Genomic DNA, 18,477 nt, shown 5'->3' with positions numbered 1-18,477 from the left:
ACGGAACCTGTGAAAGGGCCGGTCCGTCAGACGGGCCGGCCTATCACGTTCCAGCGCAGGAGCATGATAACCCATGGCAAAACGTGACTACTACGAGGTGCTTGGCGTTGCCAAAGGGGCCTCTGCCGACGAGATCAAGAAAGCCTATCGCCGCAAGGTGAAGGACCTCCACCCCGACCGCAACAAAGACAACCCCCAAGCCGAAGCCCAGTTCAAGGAAGTGGGCGAGGCTTATGACGTGCTCAAAGACGGTGACAAGAAAGCCGCCTATGATCGCTATGGCCACGCCGCCTTTGAAGGTGGCATGGGCGGCGGGCGTCCCGGCGGCGGCATGGGCGGCGGTCAGGGCGATTTCTCTTCGGCCTTTTCCGACGTCTTTGACGATCTCTTCGGTGACTTCATGGGCCAACGTGGCGGTGGCGGCGGACGCCGTGCCGCACGTGGGGCTGATTTGCGCTATAACTTGCGCATCTCGCTCGAAGATGCCTTTTCGGGCATGCAAAAGTCGATCACCGTCCCGGCCTCCGTCCAATGTGACGCCTGTGACGGCAGCGGTGCCGAAGGCGGCGCGGAACCTTCGACCTGCCCCACCTGTTCGGGCATGGGCAAGGTGCGCGCGCAGCAAGGTTTCTTTACCGTCGAGCGGACCTGCCCGACCTGTTCCGGCATGGGGCAGATCGTCAAGAATCCTTGCAAGAAATGCCGCGGCGCGGGCCGGGTTGAGAAAGAGCGCACGCTCTCGGTCAACATCCCCGCGGGCGTCGAAACCGGCACCCGCATCCGTCTCGCCGGCGAAGGCGAAGCGGGCATGCGTGGCGGGCCGTCCGGTGATCTCTACATCTTTATCGAGGTGGCCGATCACGAATTGTTCGAACGCGACGGGCCGAACCTCTTCTGCCGTGTTCCGGTGTCGATGAGCACTGCCGCTCTGGGTGGCAATATCGAAGTGCCCACCATCGATGGGGGCCGTGGCCGCGTGCAGATCCCCGCGGGCAGCCAATCGGGTCGCCAGATGCGTCTGCGCGGCAAAGGCATGCCGCCGCTGCGTGGCGGTGGCGTGGGTGACATGATCATCGAACTGGCGGTCGAGACCCCGGTGAACCTGACCAACCGGCAGAAAGAACTGTTGCGGGAGTTCGAGGGCGAGGCCCAGAACAACAACCCCGAAAGCAGCAACTTCTTCTCTTCCGTCAAATCCTTCTGGGATTCGATGAAGGGTTAACCATTGGGGGGAGCCGTGGATGCGGCTCCCCTTTTTCGGCAGCGTGGTGAACGAAGTTTTAACCGTCCGTTAACCGAATAATAACCACTTTGGCGCGACACTCCGGGCATGACCCGTGCCCCGAGAACCTTGGCTGATCAGCCCCTCCCCTATCTGCTGGACGAAGCGCAAGCGCCGCCGTCCAATACGGGCAAGCAACCCTCTTATATCGCGGATCACCGCCAGCGCCTGCGCAGCCGTTTCATCGACGGGGGCGCGGCGGCCATGCCGGACTATGAGATGTTGGAGCTTGTCCTCTTTCGCGCCATCCCGCGCCGGGATGTGAAACCGCTGGCGCGCGAACTGCTGGACCGGTTCGGCGATTTCAACCGCGTCATTACCGCCCCCGCCGCCCGGCTGCGCGATGTCAAAGGCGTCGGAGAGGCGGTGATTGTCGAACTCAAGATCATTGAGGCCGCGGCACAGCGGCTGGCCCGGGCGAAGGTGCTGCAACGGCATGTCGTTTCCTCATGGGATGCGCTGCTGGACTATTGCCACACCACCATGGCCCATCTGGAGATGGAGCAGTTTCGCGTCCTCTACCTCGACCGGAAAAACATCCTCATCGCCGATGAGGAGCAGGCGAAAGGCACGGTGGACCATGTGCCAGTCTACCCGCGCGAGGTTGCCAAACGTGCGCTTGAGTTGAATGCCAGCGCGATCATCCTCGTGCATAACCACCCCTCGGGCGATCCCAGCCCGTCACGCTCAGACATTGATATGACCCGGCAGGTCGCCGCCGCCTGTGACGCCTTGGGGCTGACCCTGCATGATCACCTGATCATCGGAAAATCGCGCGAGCTCAGCTTTCGCAGCGAGGGGCATCTATAGCGGGGTGCGTTTAGCGCACCCAAACCTCCACCCGCCGATTGGCTTGGCGGCCCCATTCGCTATCGTCACAGGCAATCGGCATCGCCTCCCCAAAGGCATCGACCCGCAGATCAATGCGCGACAGATTGGCGGTGACCGCAGCCGCGCTTACTGCGCGCTGCACCGCTTCGGCCCGGCGCAGGGCGATTTCGCGGTTGGCCCGCGCGGCCCCCTCGCCATCGCTGAAGCCCACGAACATCAGCCGCCGCGCATCATATTGCCCCTGCTCCAAGGCGCGCGCCAATTGCTGCACGTTGGACCGCGACTGCGCATCAAGCCGGATCGACCCGGCCTCGAAGCGGAAAGAGGTGGTGAGCCGCGCCATCGGCACCAGCGTCGCTGTCATGCGCTGCAATTCTTCCAGCGGCGTTTCCGCGCCCGCCGTGATGATCGCATTGGCAAAGCGGTTGCCCTGTTCCTCAACCGGGATTTCCTCGGGCGTTTGATCCACGAAACCGGCCCGGCGGATCACGATCTGGGCCGAAGGGCCACGGGTGAAGGCCAGAAACTCACGCGTGATCAGCGGCAAGCGCCGGGCGGGGAAATAGAGGAACATCGGCGCGGTCAGCGGGTAATCTTCGGTTTTGATCGTCCGCCGTGCGGCATCCAGCGCAAAACCGCAGTTGCCGCCAAGGGTCAGCACCTCGGTCTCCCCCTGTTCGGCATAGCTGGTGATTCCAAGGGCAAAAACATCCCGCGCGACCGCCTCGGCCAGCGCATCGGGCATGGCGTGGCGGGTGACATCAGTGCTCAGTTCCAGCCCGGCGGGGGTGAGCACCTGATCCACGATCGCTTGGCTCAACCCGCTATCGGCGGTGGGCAGATGCAACTCAATCGGTGCGTCCGGCCCGCCGAGGCGCTGCCAATTCTTGATCTCGCCCGAGAACACCCGCGCCAATGTCAGCGGCGAGATTTGTTTCACCGGATTGGACGGGGCGACCACGGGCACCACTGCATCAAGCGCCAGAACCCGGCTGCGATTTGCACCGGTCAGATCACCCAAGCCCGCCTCGCGGGCATTGATCCGCTCTTCGCGGCGCACCTCGCGCAGGGCCATGACGACATCGGCCTCATCCGCCAGCAGATCGGCAAAGCCTTCGTTGGTATTGCTCGCCCGGAAATCGAACCGCGCGGCGAGCTTGCCGTCATCCTCACGCGAGAGCAGCAGCGCGAAGCGCCCGCTGTCCCCCTCTTCACGGCTGACGGTATAGCCTTGGCGCGCGGCGAAGGCTTCGATCAGCGCGGGCATCAGCACCGCCCCCATGGTGGCGGAGCCCGAGAAACGCACCTCGGCCACGAAATCCGCAAGGTTGGGGCAACCCGGCCCGGCGCAGGACACACCGCTGCTGTCGACGGTCAACTCACCATAGTCCGTCTCGACGCGATAGAATTCGCCGTCGAACCCCAGCAGGGTACCGCTGAGTTCGACGCTGCCATCGCGCGAGGTCAGTGCGATGTCCTGCGCCGCAGATGCGCCCGCCGTAAAAAGCAAAAGTGCGGCGCTGATCGCCGCACGTTTCAACCCGTTCATCTAGACCTACCCGGTTGCGTCAGTTCTGCGCGACTTTCAGGTCTTGGAGCAAATTATTCAACACCAGAAAGTTGCCGACCGCATCACAGTCCGGCACGGCGAGGGTCAGGTTCTGGGTTTTCACCGGATCATCGCCGCGCAGTTCCAGCGCCTGTGCTTCGATCTCAAGCCCGCAGTTCGCCTCGCTCACCTCAGCCTCCACGCTGAGCGCGACATCGCCCGCCTGCGCCGCTTTGGCGACCGGGAAGCTATAGACTTCGGCCATCAGCGGCTCAGAAGCCTCAATGTCGCCATTGCGGGTCATGAAGCCCCCTTCGCCCAGCACGGCAGCGGTCATATCGCGCGGCGCGCCGGACCAAACGTGGCCCGCCTCACCGTAATCCGCGCCGAACTCGCGGGCGTGAAGCTCAAACCCTGCGGTGCCTTTCCATTGTAGCACGACGCGGTTGAAATCAGAGAGTTCAGGGACCGAAGTCTGCGCCACCGCGCCATCACCGTTGCCGAAGGCGAGGATGAAAACAGCCTCTTCCGCCAAGGCCGGGACGGTGACGGACAACTGCCCTTGGTCATCGGTCACTTCGGTGAAAATCATCCCGTTGTGGTGCACCGTCAGCCGCTCATTCGGCAGGCAGGCGGCATCGAGGGTGAGTTTCACCATCGCGGCGGCGACGGCATCCGCTTCGGCAATGATATCGCAGGTCGCAGGGATCGCGGCGCCGTGGCTTTCCGGGGCGGGCGGCAGGCTTTGAGGTGCTGCGGCCTTGACCACGCGGTCATCCAGTGTTGGCAGTGCAATGGGACTGTCGAGCGCGGCAGAGGTCAGGGTGATACCTTCAACCTCAAGCAAGGCGCCATTGTCGGCCACCGGGCGCTGCGCCTCAGCCGCGCCATAGCGCTGCTGCGCGGTGTCGGAGCTTTGCATGACATAGCCAATGCCCACCGCACAGGCCAGAGTGCCGACAGCTGTCAGAATTTCTTTCGTGCGCCACATGACAAGTCTCCTTCAACGGATTCGTTAGAGACTTTATGGGCGCGGATCAGGGCCGGGGTATGGCCCTGAAACGCCAAGTTATGGGCGAAAAGGTGACGCCGCTCAGGTGATCTGACCGTGGCAGTGTTTGAACTTCTTGCCAGAACCGCAGGGGCAGGGATCGTTCCGGCCCGGGTTGCCCCATGTGGACGGATCGTTCTCGTCAAAACCGGGGGCTGCGGCCTCGGCCTGTTCAGAGGCCTCATCCGCCGCCTCGCTCGCCGCAGCTTGCATGGCGGCCTGACGGGCGGCCATTTCCTGCATCATCTCGCGGCGCTGCTCTTCGCTCATCGGTTGGATCTGGCCCAGCTTTTGGGTCACGTCCTGCCGCAGACTGTCGAGCATCGTCTCGAACAGTTGGAAGGCTTCGTTCTTATACTCGTTCAGCGGATCGCGCTGCGCGTAGCTGCGGAAGCCCACGACCGAGCGCAGATGTTCAAGCGTCAGCAGGTGGTCGCGCCATTTGGTGTCGATGGCTTGCAACAACAACTGTTTCTCGATGTTGCGCATGTTCTCTTCGCCAAAGGCCTCGGCCTTCTTGGCCATGAGCTCATCCGTGGCTTTCATCAGACGTTCGCGGATCACCTCATCATCCACGCCGTCCTCTTCGCACCATGCGATGATCGGCACGTCGACGTTAAGCTGTTCGATCACCGCGGCATAGAAGCCTTGGGTGTCCCACTGATCGGCATAGGTCTTGGGCGGCATATAGGTGTCGATCAGATCGTCAATCACCTGCTCGCGCATGTCGGTGACGATCTCATTGAGGTTGTCCGCCTCCATGATCTCGCGGCGCTGGCCAAAGATCACCTTGCGCTGCTCGTTCATCACGTCGTCGAACTTCAACAGCTGCTTGCGGATGTCGAAGTTGCGGCCCTCAACCTTCGCCTGCGCCCGCTCCAGCGATTTGTTGACCCACGGGTGCACGATGGCTTCGCCATCTTTCAGGCCCAGCGTCGTCAGCACCTTCTCAAGCCGTTCCGAACCGAAAATGCGCATCAGGTCATCTTCGAGCGACAGGAAGAACGAGGTGCGGCCCGGGTCACCCTGACGGCCCGAACGGCCCCGCAACTGGTTGTCGATGCGGCGGCTCTCGTGGCGCTCAGAGGCCAGAACGTAGAGACCACCGGCCTCAAGCACCTTCTGCTTCTCTTCGGCGTGCTGCGCTTCGATCTGGGCGCGGATGTTGGCCGGGTCGGCCTCAGGATCGGCATCCAGCGCGTCGAGCACTTTCAATTCGACATTGCCGCCCAACTGAATGTCGGTGCCGCGGCCCGCCATGTTGGTGGCGATGGTCACCGCGCCCAGCTTGCCCGCTTCGGCGATGATCTGCGCCTCTTGCTCGTGCTGGCGGGCGTTGAGCACATTGTGCTCGATCCCGGCGGCGGTCAGCATGGCGCTGAGCTGTTCGGACTTTTCGATCGAGGTGGTGCCGACAAGGCAGGGCTGCCCCTTGGCGTGGGCCTCTTTGACCCGCTCGATCATCGCCTCATACTTCTCCCGCGCGGTGCGGTAAACGGCGTCGTCTTCGTCCACACGGGCGATTGGCACGTTGGTCGGCACTTCGACCACGCCGAGGCCGTAGATCTCGGCGAATTCTTCGGCTTCGGTCAGAGCCGTGCCGGTCATGCCGCCGAGTTTGTCGTATAGGCGGAAGTAGTTCTGGAAGGTGACGCTTGCGAGGGTCACGTTCTCGGGCTGGATGTCGACGCCTTCCTTGGCTTCAATCGCTTGGTGCAAACCGTCCGACAGGCGGCGGCCCGGCATCATGCGGCCGGTGAATTCGTCAATCAACGTCACCGCGCCATCGCGCACGATGTAGTCCTTGTCGCGCTGGAACAGCTTATGCGCGCGCAGACCTTGGTTGACGTGGTGCACGATGGTGGTGCTTTCGGGATCGTAAAGGGTCATCCCCTCTTCGATCAATTCCCGCGCGCGCAGCTGCTCTTCGAGGAACTCATTGCCCTCGTCGGTGAAGGTGACGTTGCGGGTTTTCTCGTCCAGCTCGTAATGCTCATCGGTGAGCGAGGGGATCAGCGCGTCGATGATCTGGTACATCTCGGAACGGTCCTGCGACGGGCCGGAGATGATCAGCGGCGTCCGCGCCTCGTCGATCAGAATGCTGTCGACTTCGTCCACGATGGCAAAGTTATGCCCGCGTTGCAGCATGTCCGACAGGTTCGACTTCATATTGTCGCGCAGGTAGTCGAAGCCCAATTCGTTGTTGGTGGCATAGGTGATGTCGCAGGCATAGGCCGCGCGTTTCTGATCCTCCGGCATACCGGAATAGGCGACACCCGTGGTCAGACCGAGCGCGCCGAAAACCTTGCCCATCCACTCGGCGTCGCGCTTGGCGAGGTATTCGTTCACGGTCACCACATGCACGCCCTTATGCGTGAGCCCGTTCAGATAGGCCGCGAAGGTCGCGGTCAGGGTCTTGCCCTCACCGGTCTTCTGCTCGGCGATATTGCCCTGATGCAGGAAGATGCCGCCCAGAAGCTGCGTGTCGAAGGCGCGCAGGCCGAGGGTGCGGCGGGCGGCTTCGCGGCAGTTGGCAAAGGCTTCGGGCAGCAGATCGTCGAGGCTCTCGCCCCCGTCGGCCCGTTTGGCCAATTCCGCGGTGCGCGCTTTGATCTCGTCGTCGCTTAGCTTTTCAAACTCGGGCTCCAGCGCATTGATCCGTGCCACAAGCGGACGGGTCGCCTTGATCTTCCGGTCGTTTGGCGTGCCAAAGACCTTTTTGGCGATTGTTCCGATACCCAGCATGTAATCTCCCGCCGAAGTTATGATGTCTTGCGCCGATCTGGTTGCCGAGCGCCATGGCAGCCCATAGATAGTGGATGAGCCCGCGCCTCTCAGCGCCATAAGGCGATGTAAGGGGCGTGCCATACACTGTCAATGTAGCAGCCCTGCTACGAAGGAAGCGATTGGACCCAACCATGCAAAAACCCCTCACATTTCTGTCGTCTTTGGCGCTTGCCGCCGCTGTGGCGCTGCCTGTGGCCGCCCAGGACGAACCGGGTCTCGACACGGTTGTTGCCACCGTCAACGACACTGAAATCACGCTCGGGCATATGATCGTCGCCCGCGCGAGCCTGCCCCAGCAGTACCAACAACTGCCCGAGGACGTGCTGTTCAAAGGTCTTCTGGACCAGCTTGTGCAGCAGACGGCCCTCGCCGACAGCTTTAGCGGCGAATTGCCGCCGCGCGTGACCCTGTCGCTCGAGAATGAGACCCGCTCGCTCACCGCCGGTGAGGCGATCGAAGGCGTCATGGCCGAGCCGGTCAGCGACGAAGAGTTGCAAGCGGCCTATGACGCGCAATACAGCGACGCAGAGCCTGAGCCCGAGTTCAACGCCTCGCATATCCTTGTCGAAACCAAGGAAGAAGCCGACGCGATCAAAGCAGAACTCGATGGCGGCGCGGACTTTGCCGAACTTGCCAAAGAGAAATCGACCGGTCCCTCCGGCCCCGGTGGCGGCTCCTTGGGGTGGTTCGGCCCCGGCATGATGGTGCCTGCCTTTGAAGAGACCGTCGCGGGCATGGAAGCCGGCAGCGTGTCCGACCCGGTGGAAACCCAGTTCGGCTGGCATGTCATCAAACTGAACGAGACACGCACCGCCGAAGCCCCCGCGCTGGAAGACGTGCGCGAAGAGCTGGAAACCCAAATCCGCCAGACCAGGGTGCAAGAGGCGATCGAAAGCCTGACCGACTCTGCCGAGGTTGACCGCAGCGCGGCCGAAGGCATCGACCCTTCCGTTCTCAACAACATCGAATGGCTGAACTAACTCATGGCTAAATCCCTGGCTGTCTCGCCGCTCGCCCCGGCCCGTTTTCCCGAACTGCCGGTTATCGACGGCGTGACATTCGCCACCATCGCCGCGGGCGTGCGTTATCAAGGGCGTACCGATGTGATGTTGGCGAAACTGGCGCCGGGCAGCGCCGTGGCGGGGGCGTTCACACGTTCCGCCACCCGCGCGGCCCCGGTGCTGGACTGCCAGGCAAAAATTGGCGGCGCCTCGGACGAAGGCGCCGCCATTGTCGTGAACTCGGGCAACGCCAATGCCTTTACCGGGCGGGGCGGCACCGACGCGGTCGAAGCGATCACCGCCGCCGCTGCAGAGGCCTGCGGCGTGCCGCAAGCGCGGGTCTTCACCTCCTCCACCGGTGTCATCGGCGAACCCCTGCCGCATGAACGCATCACCGCCGTGCTGGGTGATCTGCATGCTCAGCTTGACCCCGCGGGCATCGAGGACGCGGCGCGCGCCATCATGACGACGGACACTTTCCCCAAAGGGGCCAGCGCCACGGTTGAGATCGACGGCAAAACCGTCTCTATCGCGGGGATCGCCAAAGGATCGGGCATGATCGCGCCCGATATGGCCACCATGCTGGTCTATATCTTTACCGATGCGGTGCTGGCGACGGATGAGCTGCAACAGCGCCTTTCAACCCATACCGAGACAACGTTCAACTGCATCACTGTCGACAGTGACACCTCCACCTCCGACGCGCTGATCATGGCCGCAACAGGTGCCTCCGGTGTCGATGTATCGGGCAATGAAGCCTTCGACGCGGCGCTGCGGGACGTGATGATGGACCTCGCGCATCAGGTCGTCAAAGACGGCGAAGGCGCGCAGAAATTCGTCGAGGTGGCCGTGACCGGTGCCTCCAACGATGACGAGGCCAAGATCCACGCCATGGCCATCGCCAACTCCCCCCTAATCAAGACCGCAATCGCGGGCGAAGACCCCAACTGGGGCCGCGTCGTCATGGCCATCGGGAAATCCGGTGCCGCGGCGGACCGTGATCGTCTGTCGATCCGGTTCGGCGATATCGAAGTCGCGCGCGACGGATGGCGCAGCCCCGACTACTCCGAAGAGGATGCCGCCGCGCATATGAAGGGTCAGAACATCACCATCGGCGTCGATCTGGGCCTTGGCGAGGGGCAGTGCACCGTATGGACCTGTGACCTGACCCACGGCTATATCGACATCAACGCCGATTACCGGTCCTGAGCAGATGAAGACAGTGCTGGTTTCCGCCGCGGCCTTGATCGACATCGATGGTCGCGTGCTTTTGACCCAACGCCCCGAAGGCAAGCCGATGGCGGGCCTTTGGGAGTTTCCGGGCGGCAAGATCGAACCCGGAGAGACGCCAGAGGCGGCGCTGATCCGCGAGTTGCACGAAGAACTGGGGATCGAGACATGGGAATCCTGTCTTGCCCCGCTGACCTTTGCCAGCCACAGCTACAGTGATTTCCACCTTCTGATGCCGCTGTTCGCCTGTCGCAAATGGGGCGGCACCCCGGTTTCGCGCGAGGGGCAGACCCTGAAATGGGTACGCCCGAACGAAATGCGCGCCTATCCGATGCCCGAGGCAGACGTGCCACTTATATCAATATTGCGTGATTGGCTCTAGCGCAGAGTGGCAGAATTGCACTAGTGAACGGCAATCGCTCAGCATGTTGCGGATTTTTTAACCGAATGCGCATCATCCTGAGGCATAGTTGTAACATCTGTATGAAAGGGTGCCGACATGTTGAGAACCATCGCAATCGGAAGTTCCATTTACGTTCAGGGTATCTTTGTAAAAATGTTGGCAGGCGGTCGCATGGCCGTTCAGGTCGACGGGAAGATTTACGAAGGCAAGCCTGTCTGAAAAATCTCTTCGGAACGCCTATTGAGGTGAACAAATAGGCGTTCCACCGCGTTTTCCCCGAGCATTTGGCAGGGGAACTTATGTCATCGAAGCGCGCTATCGTCATTCTGAACCGCGGTTCAGGCCGTCAAGACGGTGACCAAGCCGAAAACACGATCCGCTCCGCCTTTGCGCGGCATGGGATCACGGCGGAATTCATTCACATCGACAAACGCAACGACCCTGCCGGCGCAGCGCGCGAGGCGCTGTCTTGGGGCCAAGGGATCATTGCCGTCGCGGGCGGGGATGGCACAATCTCGGGCGTGTCTTCGGCCATGCTAGACCACGACCGCCCGCTCGGCATCATCCCGCAGGGCACCTTCAACTATTTCGCGCGGTCGATGGGCATTCCAGAGAACCTTGAAGAAGCCGTCGATGTCATCGCCGCTGGCGACAGCCGCCCGGTGCATGTGGCGACGATCAATGGTGAGACCTTTTTGAATAACGCCAGCATCGGGGCCTATCCCGCCATCCTCAAAACGCGCGAAGGCATCTACCGTCGTTGGGGACGCAGCCGGATCGCCGCCTATTGGTCGGTGATCAAAGCCTTGATGGATTTCCGCACCTCGCTCAAACTGACCATCGTGGTCGACGGGAAAGAGACCCAGTTGCGCACTCCGCTGGTTTTCGCGGTGAACAACGCCTTCCAGTTGGATCAAATGGGGCTTGATGGGCAGGACTGCATCGCGCGCGGTGATATGGTGCTGCTGGTCGCTCCTGACACCTATCGTTTCGGCTTGTTGCGCCATGCAGTGGCGCTGGCGACGGGCCGCGCGAAGCATCACACGGACTATGAAATGCTCTGCGGGTCCGAGATTGAGATACGCATGAAACAGCGCAAACGCTATGTCGCGCGGGATGGGGAGATCGCGGTGATGCGCGGCCCGTACCAGCTCACTCGCGCCAGTTCGCCCATCCATATCTTTGTGCCCTCCACGGCTGGAAAGGCCGTGCGATGAGCCGTTTGATCCACCTATCCGACCTGCACTTCGGCAAAGACCGCCCCGACCTATTGGTGCCGCTCCTAGAGGCGGTGAATGGCTATGACCCCGATCTGGTGATCATCTCGGGCGACCTGACCCAACGGGCGCGGGAAAAGGAATATCGCGCCGCGCGGGCCTTTATCGACAGGATCAACGCACCGGTGCTGAGCGTGCCGGGCAATCACGATATTCCGCTGCACCGCCCCTTTACCCGGTTTTTCGCCCCGTGGCGCTATTACCGGCGTTGGATCGATCACGACCTTACACCGGTACATGAGGGGGCGGATTTTGTCGCCGTGGGGATCAACACCGTTGATCGGTTCAAATGGCAGACCGGCAAACTGGGCCTGCGCCGTTTGGGCCGCGCCTGCCGCGCCCTGTCGCGCGGGGGGGAAAAGACCCTGCGCATCGCCATTTGCCACCATCCGCTGGATCACCCCAACGAGACCCACAAAAAGCCCATTCCGGGCGCGAAACGCGCGCTGAGGCGGCTCTTGGACTGCGGCGCGGACCTAATCCTCTCGGGGCATCTGCACATTTGGCACGCGGGCACCTTTGCCCATCCGGCGCCAGAGCATGACGGTCATCTGGCGATCCAGTTGCACGCGGGCACCAGCCTGTCTTCGCGCCAGCGAGGGGAGCCGAATGACTTCAACCTGATCGATATCTCGCCCCTACACGTCAATCTGGCGCGGATTAGTTTCGATGACAGCAAGAAGGTCTTCACAAAAGCAGAGGCCCGGCAATTCGACCGGGCCTCTGGGGAATTCATCTTGTAAGCACTCGGCTTAGGCCAAGGTGCGGGTCACTTCTTCGCGCTCGAAAATCTCGATCACATCGTCGGGACGGATGTCTTCGTAGTTTTCGAATGCCATGCCGCATTCCTGACCGGACTGAACCTCGGGCACCTCGTCTTTGAAGCGCTTGAGCGTCTTCAGCGTGCCTTCGTGGATCACGACGTTGTCGCGCAGCAGACGCACACCGGCGCTGCGGCGGGCGACGCCTTCGGTGACCAGACAGCCTGCGACTTTGCCCACACCAGTGACCTTGAAGACCTCTTTGATATTGGCGTAGCCAATGAAGTTCTCTTTGATCTCGGCGCTCAGCAAGCCGCTTGCGGCCGCTTTCACGTCATCCACAAGGTCATAGATGACCGAGTAGTAGCGGATCTCGACGCCCTTCTGGTTCGCCGTGTTCCGAGCCGAGGCATTGGCACGCACGTTGAAGCCCATGATCGGCGCGCCGGAGGCTTCGGCAAGGCCGACATCCGTCTCGGTGATCGCGCCCACACCGGAGTGCAGAACCCGAACGCGGACTTCGTCGTTGCCGATCTTCTCCATCGCCTGAACGATCGCTTCGGCAGAACCTTGCACATCGGCTTTGACCAAGATCGGCAGCTCGCTGACGTTCTCATCCGCCTTGGCGTTGGCCATCAGCTGTTCCAGCGTGGTGGCGGCACCGGCAGCGGCGCGCTTGTCCTTGGCGGCCTGGGCGCGGTACTCGGCGATCTCGCGGGCCTGCGCTTCGGTCTCGGTCACGTTCAGCACGTCACCGGCCTCGGGCGTGCCGTTTATGCCCAGCACCTCAACCGGCACCGAAGGCCCGGCTTCTTTGACGCGCTCGCCTTGGTCGTTGATCAGCGCACGAACCTTACCGTACTGCTCACCCACGACGAAGATATCGCCCTGACGCAACGTGCCGTTCTGAACCAGCACGGTCGCCACAGGGCCGCGACCCACGTCAAGCTGCGCTTCGATCACCGCACCCACGGCGGCCCGGTTCGGGTTCGCCTTAAGTTCGAGGATTTCCGACTGCAGCGCGATGGCTTCGAGCAGATCGTCGAGACCTTGGCCTGTCGCCGCCGAAACTTCGACGTCTTGCACATCGCCCGACATCTTCTCGACGATGACTTCGTGCTGAAGCAGATCGGTACGGACCTTGTCGGCATTGGCGGCGGGTTTGTCGATCTTGTTGATTGCCACGATCATCGGCACCTTGGCCGCTTTTGCGTGGGCAATCGCTTCGATCGTTTGCGGCATCACGGCGTCATCCGCCGCAACCACCAGAACCACGATATCCGTCACCTGAGCCCCGCGCGAGCGCATGGAGGTGAAGGCCGCGTGGCCGGGCGTGTCGAGGAAGGACAGCACGGTGCCGTTGTCGGTTTTCACCTGATAGGCGCCGATGTGCTGGGTGATGCCACCAGCTTCGCCCGCCACAACCTTGGCGTTGCGGATCGCATCCAGAAGCGAGGTTTTGCCGTGGTCGACGTGGCCCATGATCGTGATGACCGGGGGACGCGATTGCAGATCCTTCGGATCGTCCTCGACCTCTTTAATGACATCTTCGACGTCGGCGTCGGAAACGCGCACCACTTTGTGGCCGAATTCCTCGATGATCAGCTCGGCTGTATCGGCGTCGATGGTTTCGTTCTGGGTCACCATCAGGCCGTTTTGCATCAGCGCCTTGACCACCGCGCCGGTCTTTTCGGCCATACGGTTGGCAAGCTCAGAGACCACGATGGCGGGCGGAAGCTGCACGTCGCGCACGATCTTTTCACGCTCGACCTGACCACCCATCGCTTTTTGACGCGCACGCTCCTGCTTGCGCTTCATCTGCGCCATGGAACGCTGACGGCCACCTTCGCCACCGGCAAGCGCCTGATTGACGGTCAGCTTGCCCGCGCGGCGGCTGTCGCCACCTTTGCTGCGCTTCTTGCTGTCGTCGCGGTCACGGTCCGTGGTTTTGCGCGGCGTGGCGGCGGGCGCAGGTTTGTTGCCCGGCTCACGTGCAGCGGCAGGTTCCGGCGCGGGGGCAGCAGCAGCCGCTTCGGCCTCTGCCTTGCGACGCGCGTCTTCTTCGGCCTTGGCTTTGAGGCTTTCTTCGCGCTCACGCTCTTCGCGTTCCTTGGCCTCAATCTCGGCCCGGCGACGCTCACGCTCTTCGGCGCGGGCTTTTTCCTCGGCTTCACGCTGCGCGGCTTCCTCGGCCTCACGGGCCTTGGCGGCCTGAACGGCCTTCAGACGGCGCTCCATCTCGGCATCGGTGATGCCCGCGGGGCGCTTCTTGGGATCGCCAATCGGCCCGGCGCCCGGACCTGTTGATTTCTGGCCACCCGGTTTGGGCACCACAACACGCTTGCGCTTGGTTTCGACCACAACGTTTTTGGTACGCCCGTGGCTAAAGCTTTGCTTTACGTTCCCCGGACGTGCGCCACCGCGCAGACCCAATGTTTTCTTGCCGTCACTATCGCTCATGAAGCTCGTCTATCCTTTCGGATGGCCGTTGCCACCCTCGTTTACGCGCACGCCTTTAAGTCTACCGGCTTCCTCTACAACACGTTGCGTGAGTCCACCAGAGGCGAGCGCCCCATGTATCACAGTTTGGCGACCGAATGCCAAACCCAATTCATCGGCTGTCAACCAACCGATGTAATGACCATAGTGTGGGGTACTCAGCTTGGACTTACCGCGCCCTGACCCATCTACGGCCTGTATCAATACTTCGGCCTCTTCGGTTTGCAACCAACCCTTGACCTTTTCGTAACCGGCGACCGCCTTGCCCGCCTTGCGCTGGAGCGAGATCAGCTCCACCACCCGGCGCGCCAACTGCTGCTCGACCTCGTCGACCAGCCCGTCGGGCAGGGTGACCGGCTGTTTCGCCGAGCGGGAAAAGGCCTTTTTCTTGATGGCCAATTCCAGCGCCGCACGATCCGCCGCGACATAGATGCCCCGGCCCGGCAGTTTACCCGGAATATCCGGGTAGACCTGATTGTCCGGGCCGACCACGAAACGGATCAACCCGTGTTTCGGCTGCACCTCGCCCGTAGCGATGCACTTGCGTTCCGCACCGTCTGAGCGGTCATTCGAGGCGCCACCGCGTCCCATGTGCAACCCCCGAGGCCCGCTTAGGCCTCGGCCTCCTCGGCGGTTTCGCCGTCTGTTTCTACGTCGTCTTCTTCCGCATCGTCCTCAAGCTCGGTCGGGTCGACCCAGCCCAGCATGACGCGGGCGGTCATGATCATGGCCTGCGCATCTTCGAGGCTAACATCGAAGGGCTCAAGCGCGCCGTCGTCTTTGACACGCTCGCCATTGACCGTGGTCCAGCCGCCAGCCAGTTCCCAATCGGCACAGGTGGCGAAATCTTCCAGCGTTTTGACATCGTCTTTGGCCAGCGCTTCTATCATTTGGGGGGTCAGCCCCTCAAATTCAACCAGACTGTCTTCGACACCCAATGCGCGGGCGTTATCAAGCGCCGCTTTGTTCTGCGCTTCGAGCACGTCACGGGCGCGGGCCTGCAACTCACCCGCCGTGTCTTCATCCACACCGTCGATGACCAGCAGCTCGTCGACTTCGACATAGGCCACTTCTTCGAGGTTGGTGAAGCCTTCGGAGACCAGAAGCTGGGCGAAGAATTCGTCGAGATCGAGGTTGTCCATGAACAGCTTGGTGCGCAGTTCGAACTCAGCCTGACGGCGCTGGCTTTCCTGCTCTTCGGTCATGATGTCGATGTCGAGACCGGTCAACTGGCTGGCAAGACGCACGTTCTGACCACGGCGGCCAATCGCGAGCGACAGTTGCTCTTCAGGCACGACGACTTCGATCTTACCGGCTTCTTCGTCCAGAACCACTTTCGACACTTCAGCAGGTTGAAGCGCGTTCACAAGGAAGGTGGGCTGGTCTTCATTCCACGGAATGATGTCGATCTTCTCGCCCTGAAGCTCGTTCACCACGGCTTGCACACGAGAGCCGCGCATACCGACGCAGGCACCGACTGGGTCGATGGAACCGTCATGCGAGATAACGGCGATCTTGGCGCGCGAACCGGGGTCGCGGGCAACCGCTTTGATCTCAATGATGCCGTCGTAGATTTCCGGCACTTCCATCTTGAACAACTCGGCCATGAATTCAGGCGCGGTGCGGCTCAGGAAAATCTGCGGGCCGCGCTGCTCGCGGCGCACGTCTTTGATATAGACGCGGATGCGGTCGTTCGGGCGATAGCTTTCGCGGCCAATCTTCTCGTTCCGGCGCAGGATCGCTTCGCCCGCGCCCACGTCGACGATGACGTTGCCATATTCCTCGCGCTTGACCAGTCCGTTGATGATGGTCCCGGCGCGGTCTTTGAATTCTTCGTACTGGCGGTCACGCTCAGCTTCGCGGACCTTTTGCAAGATCACCTGCTTGGCCGACTGCGCCGCGATGCGGCCCATTTCAACCGGGGGTACTTCCTCGACGAAAGTGTCACCAACCTTGGGGTCGGCCATGTACTGCTTGGCCTGCTCTACGGTGAACTCGGCCTGATAGTTCTCAAGCTCGTCATCCTCGACCACGGTGCGGACGCGGGTGAAGGTGGCCTTGCCGGTCTTGCGGTCGATGTCGACCCGGATGTCCATCTCGGCGCCATAGCGGGACTTGGCGGCACGGGCGAGGGATTCCTCCATCGCTTCGACGACCAGACCGGGGTCGATCATCTTCTCGCGCGCCACCGCCTCGGCGGTTTGCAACAGCTCAAGCTGGTTTGCAGATGTAATGGCCATTAGGTGTCTCCCTCAGCAGACTCTTCAGTCTCGATATCATCAAAATCGGTTTCGTCGATCGCACCAGACGCTTTGCGCTGGCGGAGCATTTCCTTGATCAGGTCGTCGGTCAGCACCAGCTTGGCATCGCTGAGCCAGTCGAACTGCAATCCGATGGTGCCTTCTTCGACGTTGATCAGCACTTCGCCACCCTCGACACCTGCCAGCTCACCCTTAAAGCGGCGGCGGCCATCGATCAGTTCGGTCGTCTCGATCTTGGCCTCATAGCCTTCGAAAGCATCGAAATCTTTAAGCCGCGTCAGTGGGCGGTCGATGCCGGGGCTCGAGACCTCAAGCGAATACTCATCCAAGATCGGATCTTCGACATCCAGCACGGCGCCGATGGCCTGCGAGATCTTGGCGCATTCATCCACTTCGATCCCGCCCTCGGGCCGGTCGGCCATGACTTGCAGGGTGGTGGACTTGCCCGACATCAGGCGCACGCGCACCAGTTCAAAGCCCATGTCCTCGATCACCGGGGTGATGATCTCGGCCAGGCGGCGGTCGATGGCGGCTTTGGCGATCAGGTCATTCGACATGAGACATCCATTTTCACTGGGCACAAAAAAACGGGCGCGCGGCCCGTTCACGAATTCGGTGGAGCCTTCGGTTTGGACCCGAAAGCGCCGCTGTTGAAGGGGATATAGGCCGAATGCGGCGAAACTGCAACCCCTCTCAGCCGAACCACCACCGCTCGGGCGCGCGCAGGTTGTCCATCGGCGCTTGGCGTCCGGGGTTCGGCGGCTGGCGCAGATCGCCCGACAATGCGCTGACCCCGCCTGCGCTATCAGCCTGAAGGGTCACATCCCCCCGGTCGCGGTAACGGGGCCGCGCGGGTAAATCCGCTGCATCAACAAGCCCTTCGCTCAGCGCCTGCGCCCGCACCTCACGGGCGGGGAGCGACACCAGTTCGACCGTATCGAACCACCCGGCGGTGCCGTCCTTGTAATGCGTCTCTACCCGTTCGGCCAAAACCTGACGTCCGGCGGAAAAGCGCCGCAGACGGTAAAGCCCGGTGCCGATCCCGGCCTCGGGCGCATGTGCGGGGCGGATCACATAGGGCGATTGCGCCAGCAGGAGCGGCAGGTCAGGATTCGCCGCCGCCAATGTGACCTGCACTTGCAGATTGTCCTGAACGGCGACCTCGGCCCCGGCCAGCAGACCGCGTAAACTGGCCACCACATCGCGGGCGCTCAGGGGGCTGCCATCGTGAAAACGCACATCGGGGCGCAGATCGAACTGCCACTGCCGGGCGCCATCGCTGGCCTGCCAACCGGTCGCCAACTCACCTTTGAGGATGCCATTGCCGGTGACTTCGGTCAGCGTGTCAAAGATCATCCCCTGCCGCGCAACCTGCATGAAGAGCCCATCGCCATTGACCCAAGTGTCCTCTCGCGTGGCACCCGAAAGCGCCAACCGCAAACGCCCCCCCCCGCCGGGGCGGCTCCCCCGCGCTCGCACCTGTCGCGGCCAGCAGGGCCGCCGCCGCACCGGTGGTGAAAAGCGCCCGGCGATCCAGCAAAGAGT

15 protein-coding genes are annotated in these 18,477 nt (G+C 62.1%); 7 read left to right on the top strand and 8 right to left on the bottom strand.

Annotated elements, in window-relative coordinates; translation table 11 throughout:
- Positions 1-73: 73 nt before the first annotated feature.
- Positions 74-1,222 carry a molecular chaperone DnaJ gene (gene dnaJ, locus FCK22_RS06310; RefSeq protein ID WP_067264268.1) on the top strand — a complete coding sequence of 383 codons (1,149 nt, stop codon included), beginning with the start codon at positions 74-76 and terminating at the stop codon, positions 1,220-1,222.
- Positions 1,223-1,330: 108 nt separating this feature from the next.
- Positions 1,331-2,092, top strand: a complete 762-nt coding sequence (gene radC, locus FCK22_RS06305; RefSeq protein WP_067264271.1) for a DNA repair protein RadC — start codon at positions 1,331-1,333, stop codon at positions 2,090-2,092.
- A gap of 10 nt (positions 2,093-2,102) precedes the next feature.
- Here radC and FCK22_RS06300 read toward each other — a convergent pair whose 3' ends face one another.
- The 3 genes from FCK22_RS06300 to secA form a co-directional block, all read right to left on the bottom strand.
- Entirely contained in the window at positions 2,103-3,662 is a 1,560-nt protein-coding gene (locus FCK22_RS06300; RefSeq protein ID WP_067264273.1) for a phosphate ABC transporter substrate-binding/OmpA family protein, read from the bottom strand.
- A gap of 19 nt (positions 3,663-3,681) precedes the next feature.
- Positions 3,682-4,653 carry a hypothetical protein gene (locus FCK22_RS06295; protein WP_067264276.1) on the bottom strand — a complete coding sequence of 324 codons (972 nt, stop codon included), beginning with the start codon at positions 4,651-4,653 and terminating at the stop codon, positions 3,682-3,684.
- A 102-nt stretch (positions 4,654-4,755) separates the two neighbouring features.
- Positions 4,756-7,458, bottom strand: a complete 2,703-nt coding sequence (secA, locus tag FCK22_RS06290; RefSeq protein ID WP_067264279.1) for a preprotein translocase subunit SecA — start codon at positions 7,456-7,458, stop codon at positions 4,756-4,758.
- Positions 7,459-7,631: 173 nt separating this feature from the next.
- On the opposite strand from secA, the gene FCK22_RS06285 reads away from it, so the two are divergent.
- From FCK22_RS06285 to FCK22_RS06265, 5 genes are all read left to right on the top strand, one after another.
- Positions 7,632-8,480, top strand: coding sequence for a peptidylprolyl isomerase (locus FCK22_RS06285; protein ID WP_136720283.1), 849 nt, complete (start codon positions 7,632-7,634; stop codon positions 8,478-8,480).
- A gap of 3 nt (positions 8,481-8,483) precedes the next feature.
- Positions 8,484-9,710, top strand: coding sequence for a bifunctional glutamate N-acetyltransferase/amino-acid acetyltransferase ArgJ (gene argJ / locus FCK22_RS06280; protein WP_067264284.1), 1,227 nt, complete (start codon positions 8,484-8,486; stop codon positions 9,708-9,710).
- A gap of 4 nt (positions 9,711-9,714) precedes the next feature.
- Positions 9,715-10,113 carry an 8-oxo-dGTP diphosphatase MutT gene (gene mutT / locus FCK22_RS06275; RefSeq protein WP_067264286.1) on the top strand — a complete coding sequence of 133 codons (399 nt, stop codon included), beginning with the start codon at positions 9,715-9,717 and terminating at the stop codon, positions 10,111-10,113.
- Between the two features lie 320 nt (positions 10,114-10,433).
- On the top strand, positions 10,434-11,351 hold the full coding sequence (locus tag FCK22_RS06270; RefSeq protein ID WP_067264289.1) for a diacylglycerol kinase family protein: 918 nt from the start codon (positions 10,434-10,436) through the stop codon (positions 11,349-11,351).
- The gene (locus FCK22_RS06265) at positions 11,348-12,154 is read left to right on the top strand and encodes a metallophosphoesterase (RefSeq protein ID WP_067265345.1); all 807 of its coding nucleotides are present in this window, start codon (positions 11,348-11,350) and stop codon (positions 12,152-12,154) included. Before FCK22_RS06270 ends, FCK22_RS06265 begins: the two co-directional genes overlap by 4 nt.
- Positions 12,155-12,163: 9 nt before the next feature.
- Here FCK22_RS06265 and infB read toward each other — a convergent pair whose 3' ends face one another.
- The 5 genes from infB to FCK22_RS06240 all read right to left on the bottom strand — a co-directional run bounded on the left by infB (position 12,164) and on the right by FCK22_RS06240 (position 18,372).
- A complete protein-coding gene (infB, locus tag FCK22_RS06260; protein WP_067265348.1) occupies positions 12,164-14,632 on the bottom strand; it encodes a translation initiation factor IF-2 in 2,469 nt (822 codons plus the stop codon).
- 9 nt (positions 14,633-14,641) lie between these two features.
- Positions 14,642-15,262 (bottom strand): RNA-binding protein, encoded by a 621-nt coding sequence (locus tag FCK22_RS06255; RefSeq protein ID WP_067265350.1) that lies wholly within the window; start codon positions 15,260-15,262, stop codon positions 14,642-14,644.
- A gap of 20 nt (positions 15,263-15,282) precedes the next feature.
- A complete protein-coding gene (gene nusA, locus FCK22_RS06250; RefSeq protein WP_067265353.1) occupies positions 15,283-16,911 on the bottom strand; it encodes a transcription termination factor NusA in 1,629 nt (542 codons plus the stop codon).
- Complete coding sequence (gene rimP / locus FCK22_RS06245; RefSeq protein ID WP_067265355.1) at positions 16,911-17,489, bottom strand: ribosome maturation factor RimP; 579 nt, start codon at positions 17,487-17,489, stop codon at positions 16,911-16,913. Before rimP ends, nusA begins: the two co-directional genes overlap by 1 nt.
- Before the next feature lie 136 nt (positions 17,490-17,625).
- Entirely contained in the window at positions 17,626-18,372 is a 747-nt protein-coding gene (locus FCK22_RS06240) for an ABC transporter substrate-binding protein (protein ID WP_248646437.1), read from the bottom strand.
- Between the last annotated feature and the right edge of the window lie 105 nt (positions 18,373-18,477).

The sequence above is a fragment of the Sulfitobacter sp. 15WGC genome (assembly GCF_005068605.1).
Classification (GTDB): Bacteria; Pseudomonadota; Alphaproteobacteria; order Rhodobacterales; family Rhodobacteraceae; genus Sulfitobacter; species Sulfitobacter faviae.
The sequence above is the reverse complement of the archived record's forward strand: the minus strand, read 5'-3'. Positions and strand labels throughout refer to the sequence as shown.

Coding starts and splice junctions, on each gene's coding strand:
- infB (WP_067265348.1), bottom strand. CDS start 14,632: ATGAGCGATAGTGACGGCAAGAAAACATTGGGTCTGCGCGGTGGCGCA.
- radC (WP_067264271.1), top strand. CDS start 1,331: ATGACCCGTGCCCCGAGAACCTTGGCTGATCAGCCCCTCCCCTATCTG.
- FCK22_RS06265 (WP_067265345.1), top strand. CDS start 11,348: ATGAGCCGTTTGATCCACCTATCCGACCTGCACTTCGGCAAAGACCGC.
- rimP (WP_067265355.1), bottom strand. CDS start 17,489: ATGTCGAATGACCTGATCGCCAAAGCCGCCATCGACCGCCGCCTGGCC.
- nusA (WP_067265353.1), bottom strand. CDS start 16,911: ATGGCCATTACATCTGCAAACCAGCTTGAGCTGTTGCAAACCGCCGAG.
- FCK22_RS06295 (WP_067264276.1), bottom strand. CDS start 4,653: ATGTGGCGCACGAAAGAAATTCTGACAGCTGTCGGCACTCTGGCCTGT.
- FCK22_RS06285 (WP_136720283.1), top strand. CDS start 7,632: ATGCAAAAACCCCTCACATTTCTGTCGTCTTTGGCGCTTGCCGCCGCT.
- FCK22_RS06270 (WP_067264289.1), top strand. CDS start 10,434: ATGTCATCGAAGCGCGCTATCGTCATTCTGAACCGCGGTTCAGGCCGT.
- mutT (WP_067264286.1), top strand. CDS start 9,715: ATGAAGACAGTGCTGGTTTCCGCCGCGGCCTTGATCGACATCGATGGT.
- secA (WP_067264279.1), bottom strand. CDS start 7,458: ATGCTGGGTATCGGAACAATCGCCAAAAAGGTCTTTGGCACGCCAAAC.
- FCK22_RS06300 (WP_067264273.1), bottom strand. CDS start 3,662: ATGAACGGGTTGAAACGTGCGGCGATCAGCGCCGCACTTTTGCTTTTT.
- dnaJ (WP_067264268.1), top strand. CDS start 74: ATGGCAAAACGTGACTACTACGAGGTGCTTGGCGTTGCCAAAGGGGCC.
- FCK22_RS06255 (WP_067265350.1), bottom strand. CDS start 15,262: ATGGGACGCGGTGGCGCCTCGAATGACCGCTCAGACGGTGCGGAACGC.
- argJ (WP_067264284.1), top strand. CDS start 8,484: ATGGCTAAATCCCTGGCTGTCTCGCCGCTCGCCCCGGCCCGTTTTCCC.